The organism is Marinobacter sp. G11 (assembly GCF_021282325.1).
In the GTDB taxonomy this organism is placed as follows: Bacteria; Pseudomonadota; Gammaproteobacteria; order Pseudomonadales; family Oleiphilaceae; genus Marinobacter; species Marinobacter vinifirmus.
Map to the genome: position 1 here is coordinate 1 of NZ_JAJSPB010000013.1, position 15053 is coordinate 15053.

Below are 15053 nucleotides of genomic sequence, written 5' to 3' on the forward strand. Positions count from 1 at the left end.
GGACCCCAGAGCGACTGACCGCCTGGGCAGCCAAGACTGGACCGGCAACTGAAAAGCTTATCCGTACCGCGCTGGGGGCAAGAAAGCATCCGCAACAGGCCTATCGGTCCTGTCTGGGCATTCTCCGGCTGGGCCAGAGTTACGGCGAGGCACGATTAGAGCGTGCCTGCCAACGCGCCCTGATGCTGGGCAGTTGCCGATACAAGAGCATCGAATCCATCCTCAAACACCGCCTGGATGAGCAGCCCCTGGAAGAGCAACAAGACCTGGCCTTACCCGACACACACGACAACATCCGCGGCCCTGCCTACTACCACTGAAGGAATCTGACATGCTGAAACACCCCACACTGGATAAGCTCCACGCCCTCAAACTGACCGGCATGGCCGCCGCCCTAGAGGATCAGTCGGCCACCCCCGACATCACCGATCTGAGCTTCGAGGAGCGCCTCGGGCTGCTGGTCGACCGGGAAATGACGGAACGGGACAACCGACGCATGAGCAGCCGCCTGCGCCGGGCCAAGCTGCGACACGCCGCCATCCTCGAAGACATTGATTACCGGAACTCACGGGGCCTGGATAAAGGGCTTATCCAGGGCCTAGCCAGCTGCCAGTGGGTGAAGGAACACCTGAACGCGCTGATCACCGGTCCCACCGGGGTCGGGAAAACCTGGCTGGCCTGTGCTCTGGCACACAAAGCCTGCCGGGAGGGGTACACCGCCCAGTACGTCCGCCTGACCCGGCTGCTACGAGAGCTGACCATCGCCAAGGGCGATGGCCAATACTCAAAGCTCCTGACCAGCCTGGCCAAGGTCGACGTGCTGATCCTGGATGACTGGGGGCTGATGAAGCTGAGCGCGGAGAACCGGCGGGACTTGCTGGAGGTGCTGGAAGACCGACATGGCCGGCGCTCCACCATCGCCACTAGCCAATTACCCATCGAGGAATGGCACGGCGTCATCGGTGACGCCACTCTGGCAGATGCCATCCTGGACCGGCTCGTACACAACGCCTACAAGATCAATCTGCGGGGCGAATCCATGCGAAAACAGCAGGCAAAGTTGACGGGCACTGAGACTTCGGAGTAAGAAGAGAAACCCCGCGTCGCTACGCTCCGATGGGTGGCAGCCTTGCTCCGGTCCGGGTGGCAGGCTTCACGTGGAATGGGTGGCAACCTTCAGCGGTTTACGCAGGCATTCACAACGGATGCCTTATCCCAGGCTTCGGTAAGCTCCTGCGCGTTGTGGACCCGTTCTAGCCGGCCACGCAACCGATCTACTTCCTGAACCATCCCCTCGAGCGCAGCAAGAGACGCACAACACTGATCGGATAGATCACCAAGCCCTGGGCACGCATCCGTTTTTATGCGCTGGATTAATGCTTCAACAGTCGGCAGAAACCTCATATTCAACCTCACTTCAACTTTGTCAGCGTCAGAAGCAGCAGGGATACCGAGCAATTCGTAAAGATCATTACCGCTCATAACACCCACCATCCACCCGATTAGTTATGCAACAGACTTGCTCTCAGTAGACTGAGGACGCTGGCCATAAATATCCGGCCGCATGAAGTAACGGTCGATGTCGCCGCCCTTTTCACGAATCGCGCCTTCGATTTTTAGAACATGGTGAGCCGGAATCCGGCTCCAGCGACACGGAGTACTTCTGTCACAGCCGAGCAGCTTCACCAGCTCAGGTCGACCACCCAACTGATCGGCAACCTGATTAACAATTGGAACAGCCATAAGAACTCCCGAAACACTTATGTTGATTTTAAGTCAACGCGTTGACTTTGCATCAACATTACGCGCTCACACTACGAGAGGTCAAGCACTACAATGCATAGCATGTCACTAGACCCTCCAAACAATGCCCGCGCCGCAAGGCTCCGCGAAGCGATTGAAGAAGGCCCATTAAAGGCCTACGAGATCGCTGACAGACTCCATTCCTCCAGAACATCAGTCCTTAACTGGAAGAAGCGGGGCGCCATCAATGTTGACAATCTCAGAGGACTGTCTGAACTCACGGGCTATCGGTTCTGGTGGCTTGCTTTCGGTGAGGGCCCGAAAACGATCGACGATACGGCAGCCGACGAGATTCAAGTTGCGGACTCGGACAATATCGCCAACGCCTCACCCGAACACACACGACTGATTAAGGTCTTGACCCAGGCTACTCAATCCGGCCGACTCAATGACCAAATGGCCGCATCCCTCGCAGACTTCATCTCAGGAATGATGAGCAGCCGCTCGCAAACCAGAGAAGACTAAGAGCACCGAACGCGACCAACAAAGAAACCTCTGCGCAATTTGCTCAGAGGTTTTTTTTCGTCCCATCAAAAAAAATGACCTGTTTTGTTTATTTTTTGAATCAACTATGTTGACTGCGTATCAACGCGATACTAGGATAACAACAAAATTGATCCGGAATAATCACAAATGGTCACTTCCAAAGGCACAGAATTCGAAATCCAAGACCCAGGCCGCACCCTGACCCCACGTCAGCGCGAAGTCCTGGTCTGGATCGTCGAAGGCAAGGAAAACGAAGCCATCGGCATGCTGATGGGCATCACGCTGGGCACCGTTAAATTCCACGTGATCGCCCTTCTGCGCCGGTTCGATGCACCCAACCGGCAACTGCTGATCAGCCGCGCCTGGAAGGCCGGGCTGGTGAAGGCACGGCAGCTGGCCATTGGCTTGCTGATTCTCGGCAACGCCATGCCAGGCACCGGAGACCAGCCGGTAACACTCCGCTCTCCCCGCGTTGCACGGATTCGACTATCCGGCCGCCGGGATGCAGACGACTACCCCATTGTTATGCCAACCAACCTTAATGATCTCCGCACCGGAGACAGGGAGGCCGCATGATCCCCGAATACATCACCCTCGCCGAAGCCGCGAAAACGCTGAACCTTGGCCCGCGCAAGATGATCCAGGCACTGAAGCGCCGGGGCATCATCGACCAGCACCGCCTGCCCAACTGGCGCTACACCCAGCGCGGCCTGTTCAAGGTGGAAACCAAGGCATTCAACCACCCCGTTCGCGGCCTGCAGCACAGCGCCAAAACACTGGTTAGCCCTGCCGGCCTGGAATTCCTGCGCAAAGAGTTCGCAGAGCAGATCGAAATGGAGAAAGCCTCGTGAAGCAGATTTCCACGTTTTTCGCCCTGATGGCCGAGTTCGGTACCGCCGAAATCCCGCTGGAAGATATCAGCGAGAAGTTTTTCGGCCTGCAGCCAGACATGGCCAAAAAGCGCGCCGCCCGCCGGCAGCTGCCGGTAACCGCCTACCGGGGCGGCACACAGAAAAGCCCATGGCTGGTGAGCGCGCAGGATCTGGCCGACTACATCGACACACAACGCACCAAAGCCAAACGTGAATGGGACCAGGTGAACGCCGCCTGATCACGGCCGAAAAGGACAAGACGATGAACATCAGAACTCTGTGCGACACGCTGCAGCCGCTGTTCGATCTCTCTAACGAGGTGATGGGAACCAACTCCCATTACCAGCAACTGCTGGCTGAACGGATACAGAACGCCGGCAAACCGCTGGAACAAATGACACTCGCCGAGGTTCGCCAGCTGGTGGACGCGGCCACCGCCGACTACCAGGCAGCAACCAACACCAGGGAGAAGCAATGAGAACCATCGATGAAATCGAGCTGCTGAGCTGGAAGGCCATCTGGCTGGCAGCGCAGAGCGGCAAGAACACCCACATTCAACGCGCGATCAACGATCACGTGGAGCGCTTTCAAGCCTCCGAGCAAGATCTGGTTCGGCTGAGAACCATCCACATTGTGCGGGACACACAACGCCAGCCACACGAGGTTGCCAGCCGGATTCAGCGGGTATCCCGCACCATTCGAACGCTGCAAAAGGGCAACTTCAACGCCCACCGCCAGGAGGAATGCCATGCGTCTTGATCTGCCAGAAAGCACACGGGTTATTGACCTGATTCGCTTCGCCAACTCCCAGGGCAAACGCCTGGTGTGGAAGCAAGAGGGGTTCCGGTACCGCGCCCACCTGGAGGATGCCGCCAATGATCAGCCACCTGTTGTTACTCGCCTGCGCCCTCGGTTGCGTGTGGTGGATAGCCCAAACCCCTGAGGACCACATCATGATCACACTCAAAGCCAGCGCCAACGATATCGAAGGCGCCCTGATTGAGCTGCACCACACGGCCAGCAATGGAGCCAACAGCGATGCCCGCCACGCAGGCAACTTCCTGCTGGCCCTTTGGGACAGCGACCACCACCCGTTGCACATTCAGGACTTCCAGTACCTGGACCCAACCCTGATGCGCAAGGCCCTGCAGCTGTTCACCTTCCTGATGACCACCGGCACCAGCCTGGACAAATTCATCAGCGCCGAGGCCATGCAGCAGGTGGCAGACAATCTGAGCACGCTGAATAGCCAAGGCTTTATCAGCCAGAACTACGCCACCAACGACTGGCGCCGAAAGCGCCCTGCTCCACCCACAGCACCAGCAGCCCGCACGCTGCCCTGAAATCACCAATAACAGAAGCAACAGGAGTATCACCATGAGCAAACCCGTACCCACACACCGGGATACAGACGTTTCCACCTTCCTGGCCGATCTGGACGGCGGTGTATTCATCCAAAAGCTGGCCCGCGCGCTCAGCGAAGTTGCCGGCGGCGTTGTCGACAACGACGACAAAGGCCGCATCGACATCCAGCTGAACCTGAAGCGCATCGGCCAAAGCTACCAGGTAAACATCGGCCACACCCTGAAATACACCGTGCCCACGCTGCGCGGAAAGATCTCCGAGGAAGACACCACCGAAACGCCCATGCATGTGAACACCGGCGGCCGGCTGAGCATTTTCCCGGAGAACCAGCACCAGATGTTCACCCGCACCGGTGAGCCTGAAACCACCCCGAAGACTGAGGACTGAACCCCATGAAGCTTGAACACACCACAGACGCCGATCTGCTGTTTGCCCAGCTGCAGGCCAACAACACCCTGGAAACCATCAAAGAGCTAACCATTAACTCAGCCATCCCGGTGCACAAGGATGTAACCATCCAGGATCTTGAAGCCTTTATGCCCTGGCGCCGCCGGTATCGCGGCACCATGACTACAACCCAGATTGACCAGTTCGCCGAGTACACCAACCGCACCGCCGGCGAGGTTCAGGCCAACGGTGAAGAGCCAGGCGTAACCGTTCCCTGCTTTGTGGACCCGGAAAACATGACCGCCAAGGTGTTTTTTGATCTGGGCACCGTGGAGCATCCCGGCCACGCGGACTTCACCGCCCGGCTGAACCTGCCCAAAACCGCCGCCTTTGAGGAACTGCTGGGCAAAGACGGCCGTGCGCTAGACCAGAAAGAACTGGCCGAATGGCTGGAAGACTGGGCACCGCAGCTGAAGGTAACCAGCGACACCGGCGAACCGCTGAACCTGCCCGCCGCCGTTGGCGCCGTGCGCCGAATCACCATCGGCGCCAAATCCGAAAGCACCAGCGAGGAACGCACCTTCGGCGGCCGCCGCAGCTCCATGGCGGAAGTGGAAGCCCAGAACAAAGACACCCTGCCGGCTTTCGTTGAGTACACCTGCGAGCCTTACCACGGCCTGCAGGAGCGCACCTTCCGCCTGCGGGTGAGCCTGATCACCAGCGAAAAGCCCCGCCTGGTTATGCGGATTGTTCGCCTGGAGCACCACCAGGAGGAAATGGCGAAAGAGTTCCGGGAGCACCTGGAGCACGCGCTGGACGGCAACCTGGTGGATACGTTTGTTGGGAAATTTCAGGCCTGACTGATCGCCCCTGCGGGGGCGCTTTAATCAACAATCATGAGTAAGAACAGGTAAACATCATGGAAAAGCGAATTCTTACCGAACAGCTGATGACCGAGATTATCCGGGAGCGCGCGCTGAAGATCTGCCAGCTGTCACTCGAAATCACCACACGCAGACTGGCCCAGGCGCGAGCAGAGGTGCACGGCCCCATCAACACCTTCAGCGCCGAAGTCCGGCCAATTGACGCCCCTATAAGTGGCGATAGTCCGCTCCTGGCGGAACTCCGCATGGAGCTGGACCACTACGATTTTTATAGCCCGAAAGAGCAAGAACAGGATTTCAGCAGGCGACTTAAGGAAGCCGATCAGTACATTGCGTATCTGAATCTGATTCTGGCCCGGGGCACAGCTATGACCATGGAAGCAGTAAGGGGCGCAGCATGAGAAACGAGAAGATAGCGGGAGATGCGGCCTTTGAGAAAGCTGAACGCTCCAACAAGCGCAAAGAGCTGATGCAACGATACACCGGCACCAGTGCCGACGATTGCAGGATCATGATGGAGCTGAGCGCCGAGAAAAACCCTGGCACCACGCTGTGCGAAATTGCTCTGATTCTGGCTGAAATGAACCACCTGGGCATCGCAAAGAAATCTCACCGGCAAGCCTTGGCCAAAGCCGGCCGCAACGCACTGAACAAACTGTCGGAGCTTTCGGAGTGAACCAGGCGCAACCCAGCCAAGCTCAGCAAGCGAACAAGAAAGGCGGCTTTCTCGCGAAGAACGCCGCCCTGCTCTGCCAGGACAGCCAATTCAGGCTGTATCTGGACAGACGCAGAGCCGCGAAATTCAACCTGTTAATCCCGGACGGCACCCATACAGAGGAAGACGCCCGGGATTTCATCTTGCAGGCCTGCGGCATCAGCTCTAGGGCGGAGCTGGATCACAACCACGAGGCTGCAACAGTTTACCGGCAGATCAAGTACCATTATCAGAGGTGGGAAGCTCGGCAGCGCCGGCGAGGTCTGCAATCTCGGTGAACAACACACCGCAGGCATCTGCCACTCTTGTAGACACCAAGCCAGAAGACAGCACCTCCTGAAGCTTTCTCCCGCTTGAGGCGATATCGCCTATGGCCACCAAGGCGTCTTCACACGGTATCCGTTTGTTCAACTTCTCATCCATTTGCATCTCTATACTCCGTTGAGATTGATAGAAAAACCTGTGGCCACGCAATCAAGCTACAACGGGTTCTTCAATCTGCAAGAGGGTGAAGCATCACATTTGACAATGTTTTTACAGTCGAAGGGCAAACATCAAATAACCTTGCGCTCCTACAAGGTTTAACCTGGCTGGTTCTGAGGGGCATTTATGATCATTGCTTGACCTAGGCTATTTTCCACTATCTTCAAGACGGGACTGTTCGCCAAGGTATGCTGGTAAGAGTGATGGACCGTAAGCACCAGATCCTGCAACTCATCATCATCTTCAAGCGCAGTAACCTTCAACCCAAGCTCCCGAGCACGGTCCATATGAATGTGCCGAGAATGAGTTTTGGTTTCGACAAAGTTATTGAGCCCATCCACTACGATTTGGGCCTTAGCTGCAGCGTCTCTCTCACCATCGAACATACCGGTTTGCAACCACTCTTCGACCAGGCTTTTTGAAAGCTCTATAGCTTGCTCACAAGATTGCAGAAACGTTGGATGGTATTTACCAATAATAGGCTGCCATATTGCTGCAGATGCTGGATCTCTGCGAATTTCCTCTTTTGCTCGGTCAAACTCAGAAATCACACCGTGAGCCGGCATCCCGTATACCTGCGGATCAATCGGGCCTATGTTTGACTGCTTCCCCATTACAATCCAGCTACATGCGCAAGCGATCATCGTGCCAGCAGACATTGCAATCTGGGGTATGATAGCCCTGATGTTTGAGCCGAACATTTGACGAAGATAGTAAACTAGAGACTCCGTTGCCGCGATGTCACCACCTGGCGTATGAAGTATTAGATCAAGCCCTTTGCGCCTATCCATAGTGTGGACGGCGGCCATAAAAGCATTCTTATCATCATCGGTAATGCTGGTTTTCGAAAGCCCCGGTTTTTGAAGCCATGCAGAGTAATAGCAGATTGTATTCCGACCGGTTCGTTCACTCAGCCTACTTACATAACTCTTGCGGACAACATCTAACGGGCTATGGTTCTGATTATATTTGTTGAGATCCGCTCCATGCTGCTGGATCTCCGCCAATACTTGGCTCCAGGAGGGCATATTACGTCCTTAATAACTCCGAGTAATCAGCTGACGCGCTGAACGACCCGCTTTCTCTGAGCGGCATACTCATCGACATATTGGGTGCTAGAGGAATAACTTACCTCAACATCCTTGAGAACTGTGCAGATCTCAAAACCCATACCAGAGCTTTCACTATAAAACTGCTTTTCACTGGGGGTTAAGTTCAGCTCTTCATAAATCCGCTGAAAGTCTTGCTCGGTTCTCATGTAGCGTTCCCTCTATCCAGTAACAACCCATATGCATTCTGCACGGTTCGTTTGGGTGGTAAGACTAGCCGATAACAAGGAAAGTTCACAGGTCCCAGTGTTATTTTTTGTACATTCTTCACTATTATTTGACTATTCGTGGCCGCCAAAGCCAACCTCGATACTTATCATGCGGCTCGTGCTGGCTGAGATGGGTGTACCTCTGGAGTGACGACCAGGTGGTATGCCCACTCACACCCGCCACCCTGGGGATATCCCACCCCCGCTCGAACAACCAGCTTACACACTCGTGCCGCAGGTCATGAAAATGCAGGTCAGGGATTCCGAGGAACTTGCACCACTCGGTAAACCGCACACTGACCGACTTTGAGTTATAGGGAAAGATTCGCTCATCCGCTTCAGGTTGCCGGTGGATGATGGCCCACGCCTCGTCTGTCAGGTAAACCCGGCGGTTGTTACCCATCTTGTGGCTCGGGTGCTTCATATCTGGAACGATCACGCTCTGGGTTCGCTTATCCAGATCCGCCCAGCGAATCCTTGTGATCTCGTCTTGCCGCCGAGCTGAGAACAGGGCGAATAGGATGATCTCGGTGGTTGGTATGGCGCTCCGGGCCTCTGTGCTTTTTCCATATTCCAGAAGCTTCTCCAGTTCAGCCAGGGATGGCCGACGATCCCGTTGATCAGGCTTACTAACTAACCGCTCCCGCCGGCAGGTTTCTGCAGCATCATTAAGAGCATCGATTGCAGCCGGAATCCCCCAGGCGCTGCGAGCGGTTTTGAACACACCACGAATCCAGATAAGGTCATTTGAGGCAGTCTGTGGCTTAACCGTTTTCAGCCGATCCATCACGTGTGCCACGAAATCTTGACTGGTAACCTCTATCGCATCGAGGCCGGCGAGATCATATCCCTGCAGGCGCTCCATATCCCTGGCCTTGCTCCGCCCAAACCCAGCGCCAAATTCCTCCTGGTAGCGCTTGATCAGATCGCCGATGGTCACCCCTCGGTGCTGAACTTTGTTCAGTGCCCCGGGCTCCTGGAGCTCCAGCTCCCGCCGGTTTGCCCAATCCTTCGCCAAAGCCTTACGGTCAAAGGTGCGGCTTTCACGATATACTACCTTCCCTTTCCGTTTGAGGCGGATAGCAGCCCGGTATGATTTGGTACCATCGGCACGGGTTCTGACAGTAATGGTAGCCATGGTGCTCCACGCTCCTTGATGCGGTGCTCCAAATCGATCTCAGGAGCATTTTTGGAGCACCAAGAATACAAAAACGGGTAAAAACAGGCAATAAATGGTCTATATTAGTGACACAGAAAAGGCAGGAAATTCAGCGGGAAGCGTTGGGAATGCTGGTGTAGAGCTGTCTCGGCGGTTCAGCGTTGCACCGATGATGGATTGGACTACGCCGCATTTTCGGTACCTGGCGCGTATTCTTAGCCGCAGGGCTTTGTTGTATACCGAGATGGTGACGACCGGGGCGTTGATTCATGGCGATACGGCGCGGTTTCTGCGGCATGATCCGTCGGAATTTCCGCTGGCGTTGCAGCTGGGTGGTAGTGATGCCAACGAGCTGGCGCAGTGTGCGAAGCTGGCGCAGGCGTTCGGGTTTGATGAGGTGAACCTGAACGTGGGCTGCCCGAGCGATCGGGTGCAGAACAATATGATTGGCGCCTGCCTGATGGGCCACCCGGATAAAGTGGCGGAAGGCGTGGCGGCGATGATCGAGGCTACGGATTTGCCGGTTACGGTGAAGCACCGCATTGGCATTAACGGCCGCGAGTCCTGGGATGAGTTGTGCGAGTTTATCGAGACGGTGGCTGCCGCTGGCTGCAAGACCTTCATTGTGCATGCACGCATTGCCATTCTTGAGGGCTTGAGCCCGAAGGAAAACCGCGATATTCCGCCGCTGAAGTACGACTGGGTGTACCGCCTGAAGCAGGCCTATCCGCACCTGGAAATCATCATCAATGGCGGCATCAAAACCTTCGAGGAATGCCACGAGCACCTGGCCCATACCGACGGCGTGATGCTGGGCCGCGAGGCATACCACAACCCCTGGCTGCTGGCCGGGGTGGATTCTGAATTCTTTGGCGAACAAGCCGCGGTCACCAGCCGCCACGAGGCGCTGCGGGCGATGTTTCCGTTCATTCAGCAGGAGCTGGACCGGGGCGTGTACCTTACCCACATTACCCGCCACATTATGGGCCTGTTCCTGGGCCAGCCCGGCGGGCGGCAGTTCCGCCGGCACCTGAGCGAGAACGCCAACAAGCCCGGTTCCGGGCTGGAAGTGATCGAACAGGCCCTGGCCAAGGTACGCGAGCCGCAACCGATAGCGGAAAGCTGATAACAGGCATACCTTTTGTTGTCTTGTTCCTGTTGTAACCTGCCGTTATTGTAGGGGTTGCCAAAGCATTCGGGAGCTGGATGCTGCACCAAAACAGAACAACCGGGACGACAGGACGAATGACCAGCAAGCTAGACCAACTGAAAAACATGACCACCGTGGTAGCCGACACCGGCGATATCGACGCTATTGCCCAATGGCGGCCGGAAGATGCCACCACCAACCCTTCCCTGCTGCTGAAGGCCGCAGCGTCTGACGCCTATCGCCCCATGCTGGATAAAGCCGTGGCCATTGCTGCGAAACACGGCGGTTCCTCGGCAGACCAGCTCTCGGTGGCTACCGATATGCTGGCCGTTCTGGCCGGCAAGGAAATCCTGAACCTGATTCCCGGCGTGGTATCCACCGAGGTAGACGCCCGCCTGTCGTTCGACACTGCCGCTACCCTGCAGAAGGCCCGTGGCCTGATTGAGCTGTACGACCAGCAAGGCGTAGACACCAGCCGGGTGCTGATCAAGATTGCCTCCACCTGGGAAGGTATCCGTGCGGCCGAGCAGCTGGAAAAGGAAGGCATTCGCTGCAACCTGACTTTGCTGTTCTCGTTTGTGCAGGCGGTTGCCTGTGCCCAAGCCGGCGCGCACCTGATTTCACCGTTTGTGGGCCGCATCCTGGACTGGCACCTGGCCAGTTCTGGCCGCGACAGCTATCCGGCGGCGGAAGACCCCGGCGTGCAGTCGGTTACCCGCATCTATAATTACTACAAGGCCCATGGCTTCAACACCGTGGTGATGGGCGCCAGCTTCCGCAATACCGGCGAGATTGAAATGCTGGCCGGCTGTGACCGGCTGACCATCAGCCCTGCCCTGCTGCAGGAACTGAAAGAAGACCAGGGCGAACTCAGCCGCAAGCTGAGCCCGGATTCCGCCACAGTCTCCGAGAAGATGGGCTGGGTAGACGAAAAGCTGTTCCGCTGGGAATCCAATGAAGACGCCATGGCCACCGAGAAACTGGCCGACGGCATCCGCCGCTTTGCGGCCGACCAGATCGAGCTTGAGAACCGGGTGCGCCAGCTGGCTTCCCGGGCCGCGTAATTTTAAGGACGAGGACGTTCCATGCTAGCCATTCTTCACCCCAATACGGCGCTGGACAGCGATGCCTATCGCCAGACCATGCATTACCTGGAAAACCTGCCTGGCGTGAGCATTCGCGTTCACGAAATCCAGGGCGCCAGCCAGCGGCTGACCGAGGTCTACCTGCTGGGCGATACCAAGACCCTGGACAAGGAAGAGATCGAAGCGCTGCCGGCGGTTGAGCGGGCCATTCGCATTTCCGATGACTACCGGATTCTGGGCCGCCATAAAGATGACAATCGCCAGAGCGGTTTCACCTACAACGGCGTGGAGTTCAGCCAGAACAACCTGAATATCTTTGCCGGCCTGTGCGCGGTGGATGTACCCGAGCACGTTGAGCAGATGATGCAGGCGCTGGAAGACGCCGGCGAAGTTTGCACCCGCATGGGCGCCTACAAGCCCCGCACCAACCCCTATTCCTTCCAGGGCCACGGTAAGGGCTGCCTGCCCTGGGTGTTCGAGAAGGCGGGCAAGCATGGCATCAAGGTGGTGGCCATGGAGATTACCCACGAAAGCCACATCGAAGAAATCGATACTTGCCTGGAGAAGCTGGGCCGTCCTACCGGCGTGATGCTGCAGGTGGGCACCCGCAATACCCAGAACTTCGAGCTGTTGAAAGCCATTGGCCGCCAGACCACCTACCCGGTTCTTTTGAAGCGCGGCTTCGGTATTACCCTGAACGAATCCCTGAACGCGGCGGAATACCTGGCCAGCGAAGGCAACGCCAATGTGATTTTCTGCCTGCGCGGGATGAAAACCGAGGCCGGCCAGCCGCACCGCAACATGGTGGACTTCGCCCACGTGCCGGCGGTAAAACGCCTGACCCGTATGCCTGTGTGTGTAGACCCGTCCCACTCTGTGGGCAGCCGTGATCGCGCTCCGGACGGCATCCTGGATGTGATGCACGCCACCGCTCAGGGCGTGATTGCCGGTGCCAACATGGTGCTGGTGGACTTCCACCCGAAACCGGAAAAAGCCCTGGTAGACGGCCCCCAGGCCCTGCTGATGAACGAGCTGCCAGCGTACCTGGAAGATATCCGCCTGTGCCACGACACCTGGAAGAAGCGCCAGGCTATTTATCAACGTCTTAAGGACAACACTGCAGAATGATCGTTTATGGTCACCGGGGGGCCAAGGGTGAGGCCCCCGAAAATACCCTGCCCGGCTTTGTGCATGCATACCGGCAGGGCATCCGGCATTTCGAGCTGGACCTTGTGCTGTCGAAAGACGGCATTCCCGTGCTGGTGCACGACCTGACGGTAGACCGCACCACCGGCCAGAAAGGCAACGTGGGTAACTACACGGCAGCCGAGCTGGAAAACATGGACGCCCGGCGCAACACCAGCGCCTGGCCCCGCAAAACCGGGATTCCGGCATTGGAAACCCTGCTGGACCAGTTTGACGACCTGGAACACGTGCAGCTGGAGGTAAAGAAAGACAGCCGTTCGCGCCTGAACATTCTGTGCAACCGGCTAACCGAGGTTATCCAGCGCCGCAACCTGTACCAGACCTGCGCAGTCACCTCCACAGACCCGTGGTTCTTGCGGCAAATCCGCCGGAGAAACCGTAATATCCGCATTGGCCTGGTGGCGGAGCGCAAGTTTCCCAAGCCCCTGAATCTGGCCACCCGGCTGGGTTGCGAGTATTTCTGCGTTAACTGGAAAATCCTGAACAAGGAGATGGTGGACACCGCCCACAAGCGCAACATGCACGTGTCTACCTGGACGGTAAACCGTATTCACGACATGCTGAAGCTGGAAGAAATGGGCGTGGACAGCATTATTTCTGACTATCCCACCAGTACCAAAATGTTCTTCGATAACCGGGCCAAGGCGTTACTGAGCCTGCCGGCAAGGGAAAGCAGCCCGGAACCTGCCTGAGGCAGGCCCGGGCACCACGGCCTGGTCAGAAGATTCTGTTCAGGCCGTTCAGTGCAGCTACCCGGTAGGCTTCCGCCATGGTCGGGTAGTTGAAGGTGGTGTTGATGAAGTAGTTCAGGGAATTGGCTTCCCCTTCCTGGTTCATGATGGCCTGGCCGATGTGTACGATCTCGGCTGCCTGGTCACCAAAGCAGTGAATGCCCAGGATTTCACGGGTTTCACGGTGGAACAGGATCTTCAGCATACCGACCGCTTCACCGGTAATCTGCGCTCGGGCGAGGTCTTTGAAGAAGGCCTGGCCTACGTCGTAGGGCACCTTGGCTTCGGTCAGCTCCCGCTCGGTTTTACCCACTGAACTGATTTCCGGAATGGTGTAGATGCCGGTGGGCACATCGTTCACAAAACGGAAATACTCGTCCTGGGTAATATCGGAAGAGGCCGCACGGCCCTGGTCGTAGGCAGCACTGGCCAGGCTTGGCCAACCGATTACATCACCTGCAGCGTAGATATGCTCTACCTCGGTGCGGTAATGGTCATCCACTGCCAGCTGGCCGCGGCCGTTCGGCACCAGGCCGACATTTTCCAGGCCCAGGTTCTCGGTGTTGCCGCTACGGCCGTTACACCACAGGAAGGCATCGGCACGGATTTTCTTGCCGGATTGCAGCGACAGTACTACGCCGTGGTCGTCGCCCTTCACCGATTCATACTGCTCGTTATGACGAACCAGCACGCCGTTGTTGCGCAGGTGGTAGCTCAGCGCATCAGAGATTTCGTCATCCAGGAACGACAGCAGGCGGTCACCCGGGTTGATCAGGTCTACTTTCACACCCAGCCCGGCAAAGATGGACGCGTATTCTGAACCGATAACGCCGGCACCGTAGATAATCAGGGTACGCGGGGTGTGGGACAGGTTCAGGATGGAATCCGAGTTGTAGATCCGGTGATGGCGGAAGTCCACATCGGGCGGCAGGTACGGGCGGGAGCCAGTGGCAATGATCGCCTGTTTGAAGTGGATGGTTTCCACCGATTTGTTGCCACGGATTTCCAGCCGGTGCGTGTCAACAAACGAAGCACGGCCGTTGATCAGGTCTACCCGGTTACGGGAGTAGAACTGGGTGCGCAGCTTAACCTGCTTGCCAATGACCTTCTGGGCGTTCTGCAGCACACGGGGGAAGGAGAACCAGCGCGGCTCGCCGATGTCCCGGAACATCTGGTTGGTGTTGAAGGTGATGATCTGCTTGACCGAGTGCCGCAGCGCCTTCGACGGGATGGTGCCCCAGTGGGTGCAGTTACCGCCAACGGTGGGCTTGTCTTCAATGATGGCGACGCGCTTGTTGTGCTTGGCCGCGTTCATCGCCGCCCCTTCCCCGGAAGGGCCGGCGCCGATCACGACTACGTCGTAATGATGCTCTGCCATGTGCGCAGTGACTCCTTATCTACGTCTTGAG

The 15053-nt window shown here is 57.1% G+C and carries 24 protein-coding genes and 1 pseudogene; 19 read left to right on the top strand and 6 right to left on the bottom strand.

Annotated elements, in window-relative coordinates; all coding sequences use genetic code 11:
- Positions 1–320 (top strand): annotated as a pseudogene (locus LWH94_RS09950) (IS21 family transposase); the annotation flags it as partial.
- Between the two features lie 11 nt (positions 321–331).
- A complete protein-coding gene (istB, locus tag LWH94_RS09955) occupies positions 332–1087 on the top strand; it encodes an IS21-like element ISSpu5 family helper ATPase IstB (RefSeq protein WP_219496319.1) in 756 nt (251 codons plus the stop codon).
- 89 nt (positions 1088–1176) lie between these two features.
- On the opposite strand, the gene LWH94_RS09960 is transcribed toward istB, so the two are convergent.
- Both LWH94_RS09960 and LWH94_RS09965 read right to left on the bottom strand, forming a co-directional pair.
- Positions 1177–1482: a hypothetical protein gene (locus LWH94_RS09960; protein WP_232902110.1), complete on the bottom strand. Its 306-nt coding sequence runs from the start codon at positions 1480–1482 to the stop codon at positions 1177–1179.
- Positions 1483–1506: 24 nt separating this feature from the next.
- Positions 1507–1743 carry a YdaS family helix-turn-helix protein gene (locus tag LWH94_RS09965; protein WP_138436541.1) on the bottom strand — a complete coding sequence of 79 codons (237 nt, stop codon included), beginning with the start codon at positions 1741–1743 and terminating at the stop codon, positions 1507–1509.
- A 93-nt stretch (positions 1744–1836) separates the two neighbouring features.
- Here LWH94_RS09965 and LWH94_RS09970 point away from each other — a divergent pair, with 93 nt between their 5' ends.
- The 13 genes from LWH94_RS09970 (at position 1837) to LWH94_RS10030 (ending at position 6790) form a co-directional block, all read left to right on the top strand.
- Complete coding sequence (locus LWH94_RS09970) at positions 1837–2268, top strand: helix-turn-helix domain containing protein (protein ID WP_232902111.1); 432 nt, start codon at positions 1837–1839, stop codon at positions 2266–2268.
- Positions 2269–2436: 168 nt separating this feature from the next.
- Positions 2437–2865, top strand: coding sequence for a response regulator transcription factor (locus tag LWH94_RS09975; RefSeq protein WP_232902112.1), 429 nt, complete (start codon positions 2437–2439; stop codon positions 2863–2865).
- On the top strand, positions 2862–3140 hold the full coding sequence (locus LWH94_RS09980; RefSeq protein ID WP_138436544.1) for a phage antirepressor KilAC domain-containing protein: 279 nt from the start codon (positions 2862–2864) through the stop codon (positions 3138–3140). The genes LWH94_RS09975 and LWH94_RS09980 overlap by 4 nt, the downstream gene beginning before the upstream one ends.
- Positions 3137–3400: a pyocin activator PrtN family protein gene (locus tag LWH94_RS09985; protein WP_232902113.1), complete on the top strand. Its 264-nt coding sequence runs from the start codon at positions 3137–3139 to the stop codon at positions 3398–3400. The genes LWH94_RS09980 and LWH94_RS09985 overlap by 4 nt, the downstream gene beginning before the upstream one ends.
- A gap of 23 nt (positions 3401–3423) precedes the next feature.
- On the top strand, positions 3424–3639 hold the full coding sequence (locus LWH94_RS09990; protein ID WP_232902114.1) for a hypothetical protein: 216 nt from the start codon (positions 3424–3426) through the stop codon (positions 3637–3639).
- Positions 3636–3920: a hypothetical protein gene (locus LWH94_RS09995; RefSeq protein ID WP_232902115.1), complete on the top strand. Its 285-nt coding sequence runs from the start codon at positions 3636–3638 to the stop codon at positions 3918–3920. Before LWH94_RS09990 ends, LWH94_RS09995 begins: the two co-directional genes overlap by 4 nt.
- Complete coding sequence (locus tag LWH94_RS10000; protein WP_232902116.1) at positions 3910–4104, top strand: hypothetical protein; 195 nt, start codon at positions 3910–3912, stop codon at positions 4102–4104. The genes LWH94_RS09995 and LWH94_RS10000 overlap by 11 nt, the downstream gene beginning before the upstream one ends.
- Positions 4105–4114: 10 nt before the next feature.
- Positions 4115–4504 carry a DUF7673 family protein gene (locus tag LWH94_RS10005; RefSeq protein WP_232902117.1) on the top strand — a complete coding sequence of 130 codons (390 nt, stop codon included), beginning with the start codon at positions 4115–4117 and terminating at the stop codon, positions 4502–4504.
- 34 nt (positions 4505–4538) lie between these two features.
- Complete coding sequence (locus LWH94_RS10010) at positions 4539–4913, top strand: hypothetical protein (RefSeq protein WP_232902118.1); 375 nt, start codon at positions 4539–4541, stop codon at positions 4911–4913.
- Between the two features lie 5 nt (positions 4914–4918).
- A complete protein-coding gene (locus LWH94_RS10015) occupies positions 4919–5773 on the top strand; it encodes a DUF2303 family protein (protein WP_232902119.1) in 855 nt (284 codons plus the stop codon).
- A gap of 59 nt (positions 5774–5832) precedes the next feature.
- Positions 5833–6198 carry a hypothetical protein gene (locus LWH94_RS10020; RefSeq protein ID WP_232902120.1) on the top strand — a complete coding sequence of 122 codons (366 nt, stop codon included), beginning with the start codon at positions 5833–5835 and terminating at the stop codon, positions 6196–6198.
- Positions 6195–6473: a hypothetical protein gene (locus LWH94_RS10025; protein WP_232902121.1), complete on the top strand. Its 279-nt coding sequence runs from the start codon at positions 6195–6197 to the stop codon at positions 6471–6473. Before LWH94_RS10020 ends, LWH94_RS10025 begins: the two co-directional genes overlap by 4 nt.
- Complete coding sequence (locus LWH94_RS10030) at positions 6470–6790, top strand: hypothetical protein (RefSeq protein WP_232902122.1); 321 nt, start codon at positions 6470–6472, stop codon at positions 6788–6790. The genes LWH94_RS10025 and LWH94_RS10030 overlap by 4 nt, the downstream gene beginning before the upstream one ends.
- A 303-nt stretch (positions 6791–7093) precedes the next feature.
- Here LWH94_RS10030 and LWH94_RS10035 read toward each other — a convergent pair whose 3' ends face one another.
- The 3 genes from LWH94_RS10035 to LWH94_RS10045 all read right to left on the bottom strand — a co-directional run bounded on the left by LWH94_RS10035 (position 7094) and on the right by LWH94_RS10045 (position 9451).
- Entirely contained in the window at positions 7094–8002 is a 909-nt protein-coding gene (locus tag LWH94_RS10035; protein WP_232902123.1) for an SDH family Clp fold serine proteinase, read from the bottom strand.
- A 47-nt stretch (positions 8003–8049) separates the two neighbouring features.
- On the bottom strand, positions 8050–8253 hold the full coding sequence (locus LWH94_RS10040) for a hypothetical protein (RefSeq protein ID WP_232902124.1): 204 nt from the start codon (positions 8251–8253) through the stop codon (positions 8050–8052).
- Positions 8254–8377: 124 nt separating this feature from the next.
- The gene (locus LWH94_RS10045; RefSeq protein ID WP_232902125.1) at positions 8378–9451 is read right to left on the bottom strand and encodes a site-specific integrase; all 1074 of its coding nucleotides are present in this window, start codon (positions 9449–9451) and stop codon (positions 8378–8380) included.
- A gap of 94 nt (positions 9452–9545) precedes the next feature.
- On the opposite strand from LWH94_RS10045, the gene dusA reads away from it, so the two are divergent.
- The 4 genes from dusA (at position 9546) to LWH94_RS10065 (ending at position 13605) form a co-directional block, all read left to right on the top strand.
- On the top strand, positions 9546–10598 hold the full coding sequence (dusA, locus tag LWH94_RS10050; protein ID WP_269802552.1) for a tRNA dihydrouridine(20/20a) synthase DusA: 1053 nt from the start codon (positions 9546–9548) through the stop codon (positions 10596–10598).
- Positions 10599–10717: 119 nt separating this feature from the next.
- The gene (tal, locus tag LWH94_RS10055; protein WP_058340134.1) at positions 10718–11686 is read left to right on the top strand and encodes a transaldolase; all 969 of its coding nucleotides are present in this window, start codon (positions 10718–10720) and stop codon (positions 11684–11686) included.
- A 21-nt stretch (positions 11687–11707) separates the two neighbouring features.
- A complete protein-coding gene (locus LWH94_RS10060; RefSeq protein ID WP_058340135.1) occupies positions 11708–12835 on the top strand; it encodes a hypothetical protein in 1128 nt (375 codons plus the stop codon).
- Positions 12832–13605 carry a glycerophosphodiester phosphodiesterase gene (locus LWH94_RS10065; protein WP_232902127.1) on the top strand — a complete coding sequence of 258 codons (774 nt, stop codon included), beginning with the start codon at positions 12832–12834 and terminating at the stop codon, positions 13603–13605. The genes LWH94_RS10060 and LWH94_RS10065 overlap by 4 nt, the downstream gene beginning before the upstream one ends.
- Before the next feature lie 25 nt (positions 13606–13630).
- On the opposite strand, the gene sthA is transcribed toward LWH94_RS10065, so the two are convergent.
- Positions 13631–15022: a Si-specific NAD(P)(+) transhydrogenase gene (sthA, locus tag LWH94_RS10070; protein ID WP_022988784.1), complete on the bottom strand. Its 1392-nt coding sequence runs from the start codon at positions 15020–15022 to the stop codon at positions 13631–13633.
- Positions 15023–15053: the final 31 nt, after the last annotated feature.

Bases quoted from the DNA above. Each gene is read 5' to 3' on its own strand.
- istB (WP_219496319.1), top strand. From the start codon at position 332: ATGCTGAAACACCCCACACTGGATAAGCTCCACGCCCTCAAACTGACC.
- LWH94_RS09960 (WP_232902110.1), bottom strand. From the start codon at position 1,482: ATGAGCGGTAATGATCTTTACGAATTGCTCGGTATCCCTGCTGCTTCT.
- LWH94_RS09965 (WP_138436541.1), bottom strand. From the start codon at position 1,743: ATGGCTGTTCCAATTGTTAATCAGGTTGCCGATCAGTTGGGTGGTCGA.
- LWH94_RS09970 (WP_232902111.1), top strand. From the start codon at position 1,837: ATGCATAGCATGTCACTAGACCCTCCAAACAATGCCCGCGCCGCAAGG.
- LWH94_RS09975 (WP_232902112.1), top strand. From the start codon at position 2,437: ATGGTCACTTCCAAAGGCACAGAATTCGAAATCCAAGACCCAGGCCGC.
- LWH94_RS09980 (WP_138436544.1), top strand. From the start codon at position 2,862: ATGATCCCCGAATACATCACCCTCGCCGAAGCCGCGAAAACGCTGAAC.
- LWH94_RS09990 (WP_232902114.1), top strand. From the start codon at position 3,424: ATGAACATCAGAACTCTGTGCGACACGCTGCAGCCGCTGTTCGATCTC.
- LWH94_RS09995 (WP_232902115.1), top strand. From the start codon at position 3,636: ATGAGAACCATCGATGAAATCGAGCTGCTGAGCTGGAAGGCCATCTGG.
- LWH94_RS10000 (WP_232902116.1), top strand. From the start codon at position 3,910: ATGCGTCTTGATCTGCCAGAAAGCACACGGGTTATTGACCTGATTCGC.
- LWH94_RS10005 (WP_232902117.1), top strand. From the start codon at position 4,115: ATGATCACACTCAAAGCCAGCGCCAACGATATCGAAGGCGCCCTGATT.
- LWH94_RS10010 (WP_232902118.1), top strand. From the start codon at position 4,539: ATGAGCAAACCCGTACCCACACACCGGGATACAGACGTTTCCACCTTC.
- LWH94_RS10015 (WP_232902119.1), top strand. From the start codon at position 4,919: ATGAAGCTTGAACACACCACAGACGCCGATCTGCTGTTTGCCCAGCTG.
- LWH94_RS10020 (WP_232902120.1), top strand. From the start codon at position 5,833: ATGGAAAAGCGAATTCTTACCGAACAGCTGATGACCGAGATTATCCGG.
- LWH94_RS10025 (WP_232902121.1), top strand. From the start codon at position 6,195: ATGAGAAACGAGAAGATAGCGGGAGATGCGGCCTTTGAGAAAGCTGAA.
- LWH94_RS10040 (WP_232902124.1), bottom strand. From the start codon at position 8,253: ATGAGAACCGAGCAAGACTTTCAGCGGATTTATGAAGAGCTGAACTTA.
- LWH94_RS10045 (WP_232902125.1), bottom strand. From the start codon at position 9,451: ATGGCTACCATTACTGTCAGAACCCGTGCCGATGGTACCAAATCATAC.
- dusA (WP_269802552.1), top strand. From the start codon at position 9,546: ATGGTCTATATTAGTGACACAGAAAAGGCAGGAAATTCAGCGGGAAGC.
- tal (WP_058340134.1), top strand. From the start codon at position 10,718: ATGACCAGCAAGCTAGACCAACTGAAAAACATGACCACCGTGGTAGCC.
- LWH94_RS10060 (WP_058340135.1), top strand. From the start codon at position 11,708: ATGCTAGCCATTCTTCACCCCAATACGGCGCTGGACAGCGATGCCTAT.
- LWH94_RS10065 (WP_232902127.1), top strand. From the start codon at position 12,832: ATGATCGTTTATGGTCACCGGGGGGCCAAGGGTGAGGCCCCCGAAAAT.
- sthA (WP_022988784.1), bottom strand. From the start codon at position 15,022: ATGGCAGAGCATCATTACGACGTAGTCGTGATCGGCGCCGGCCCTTCC.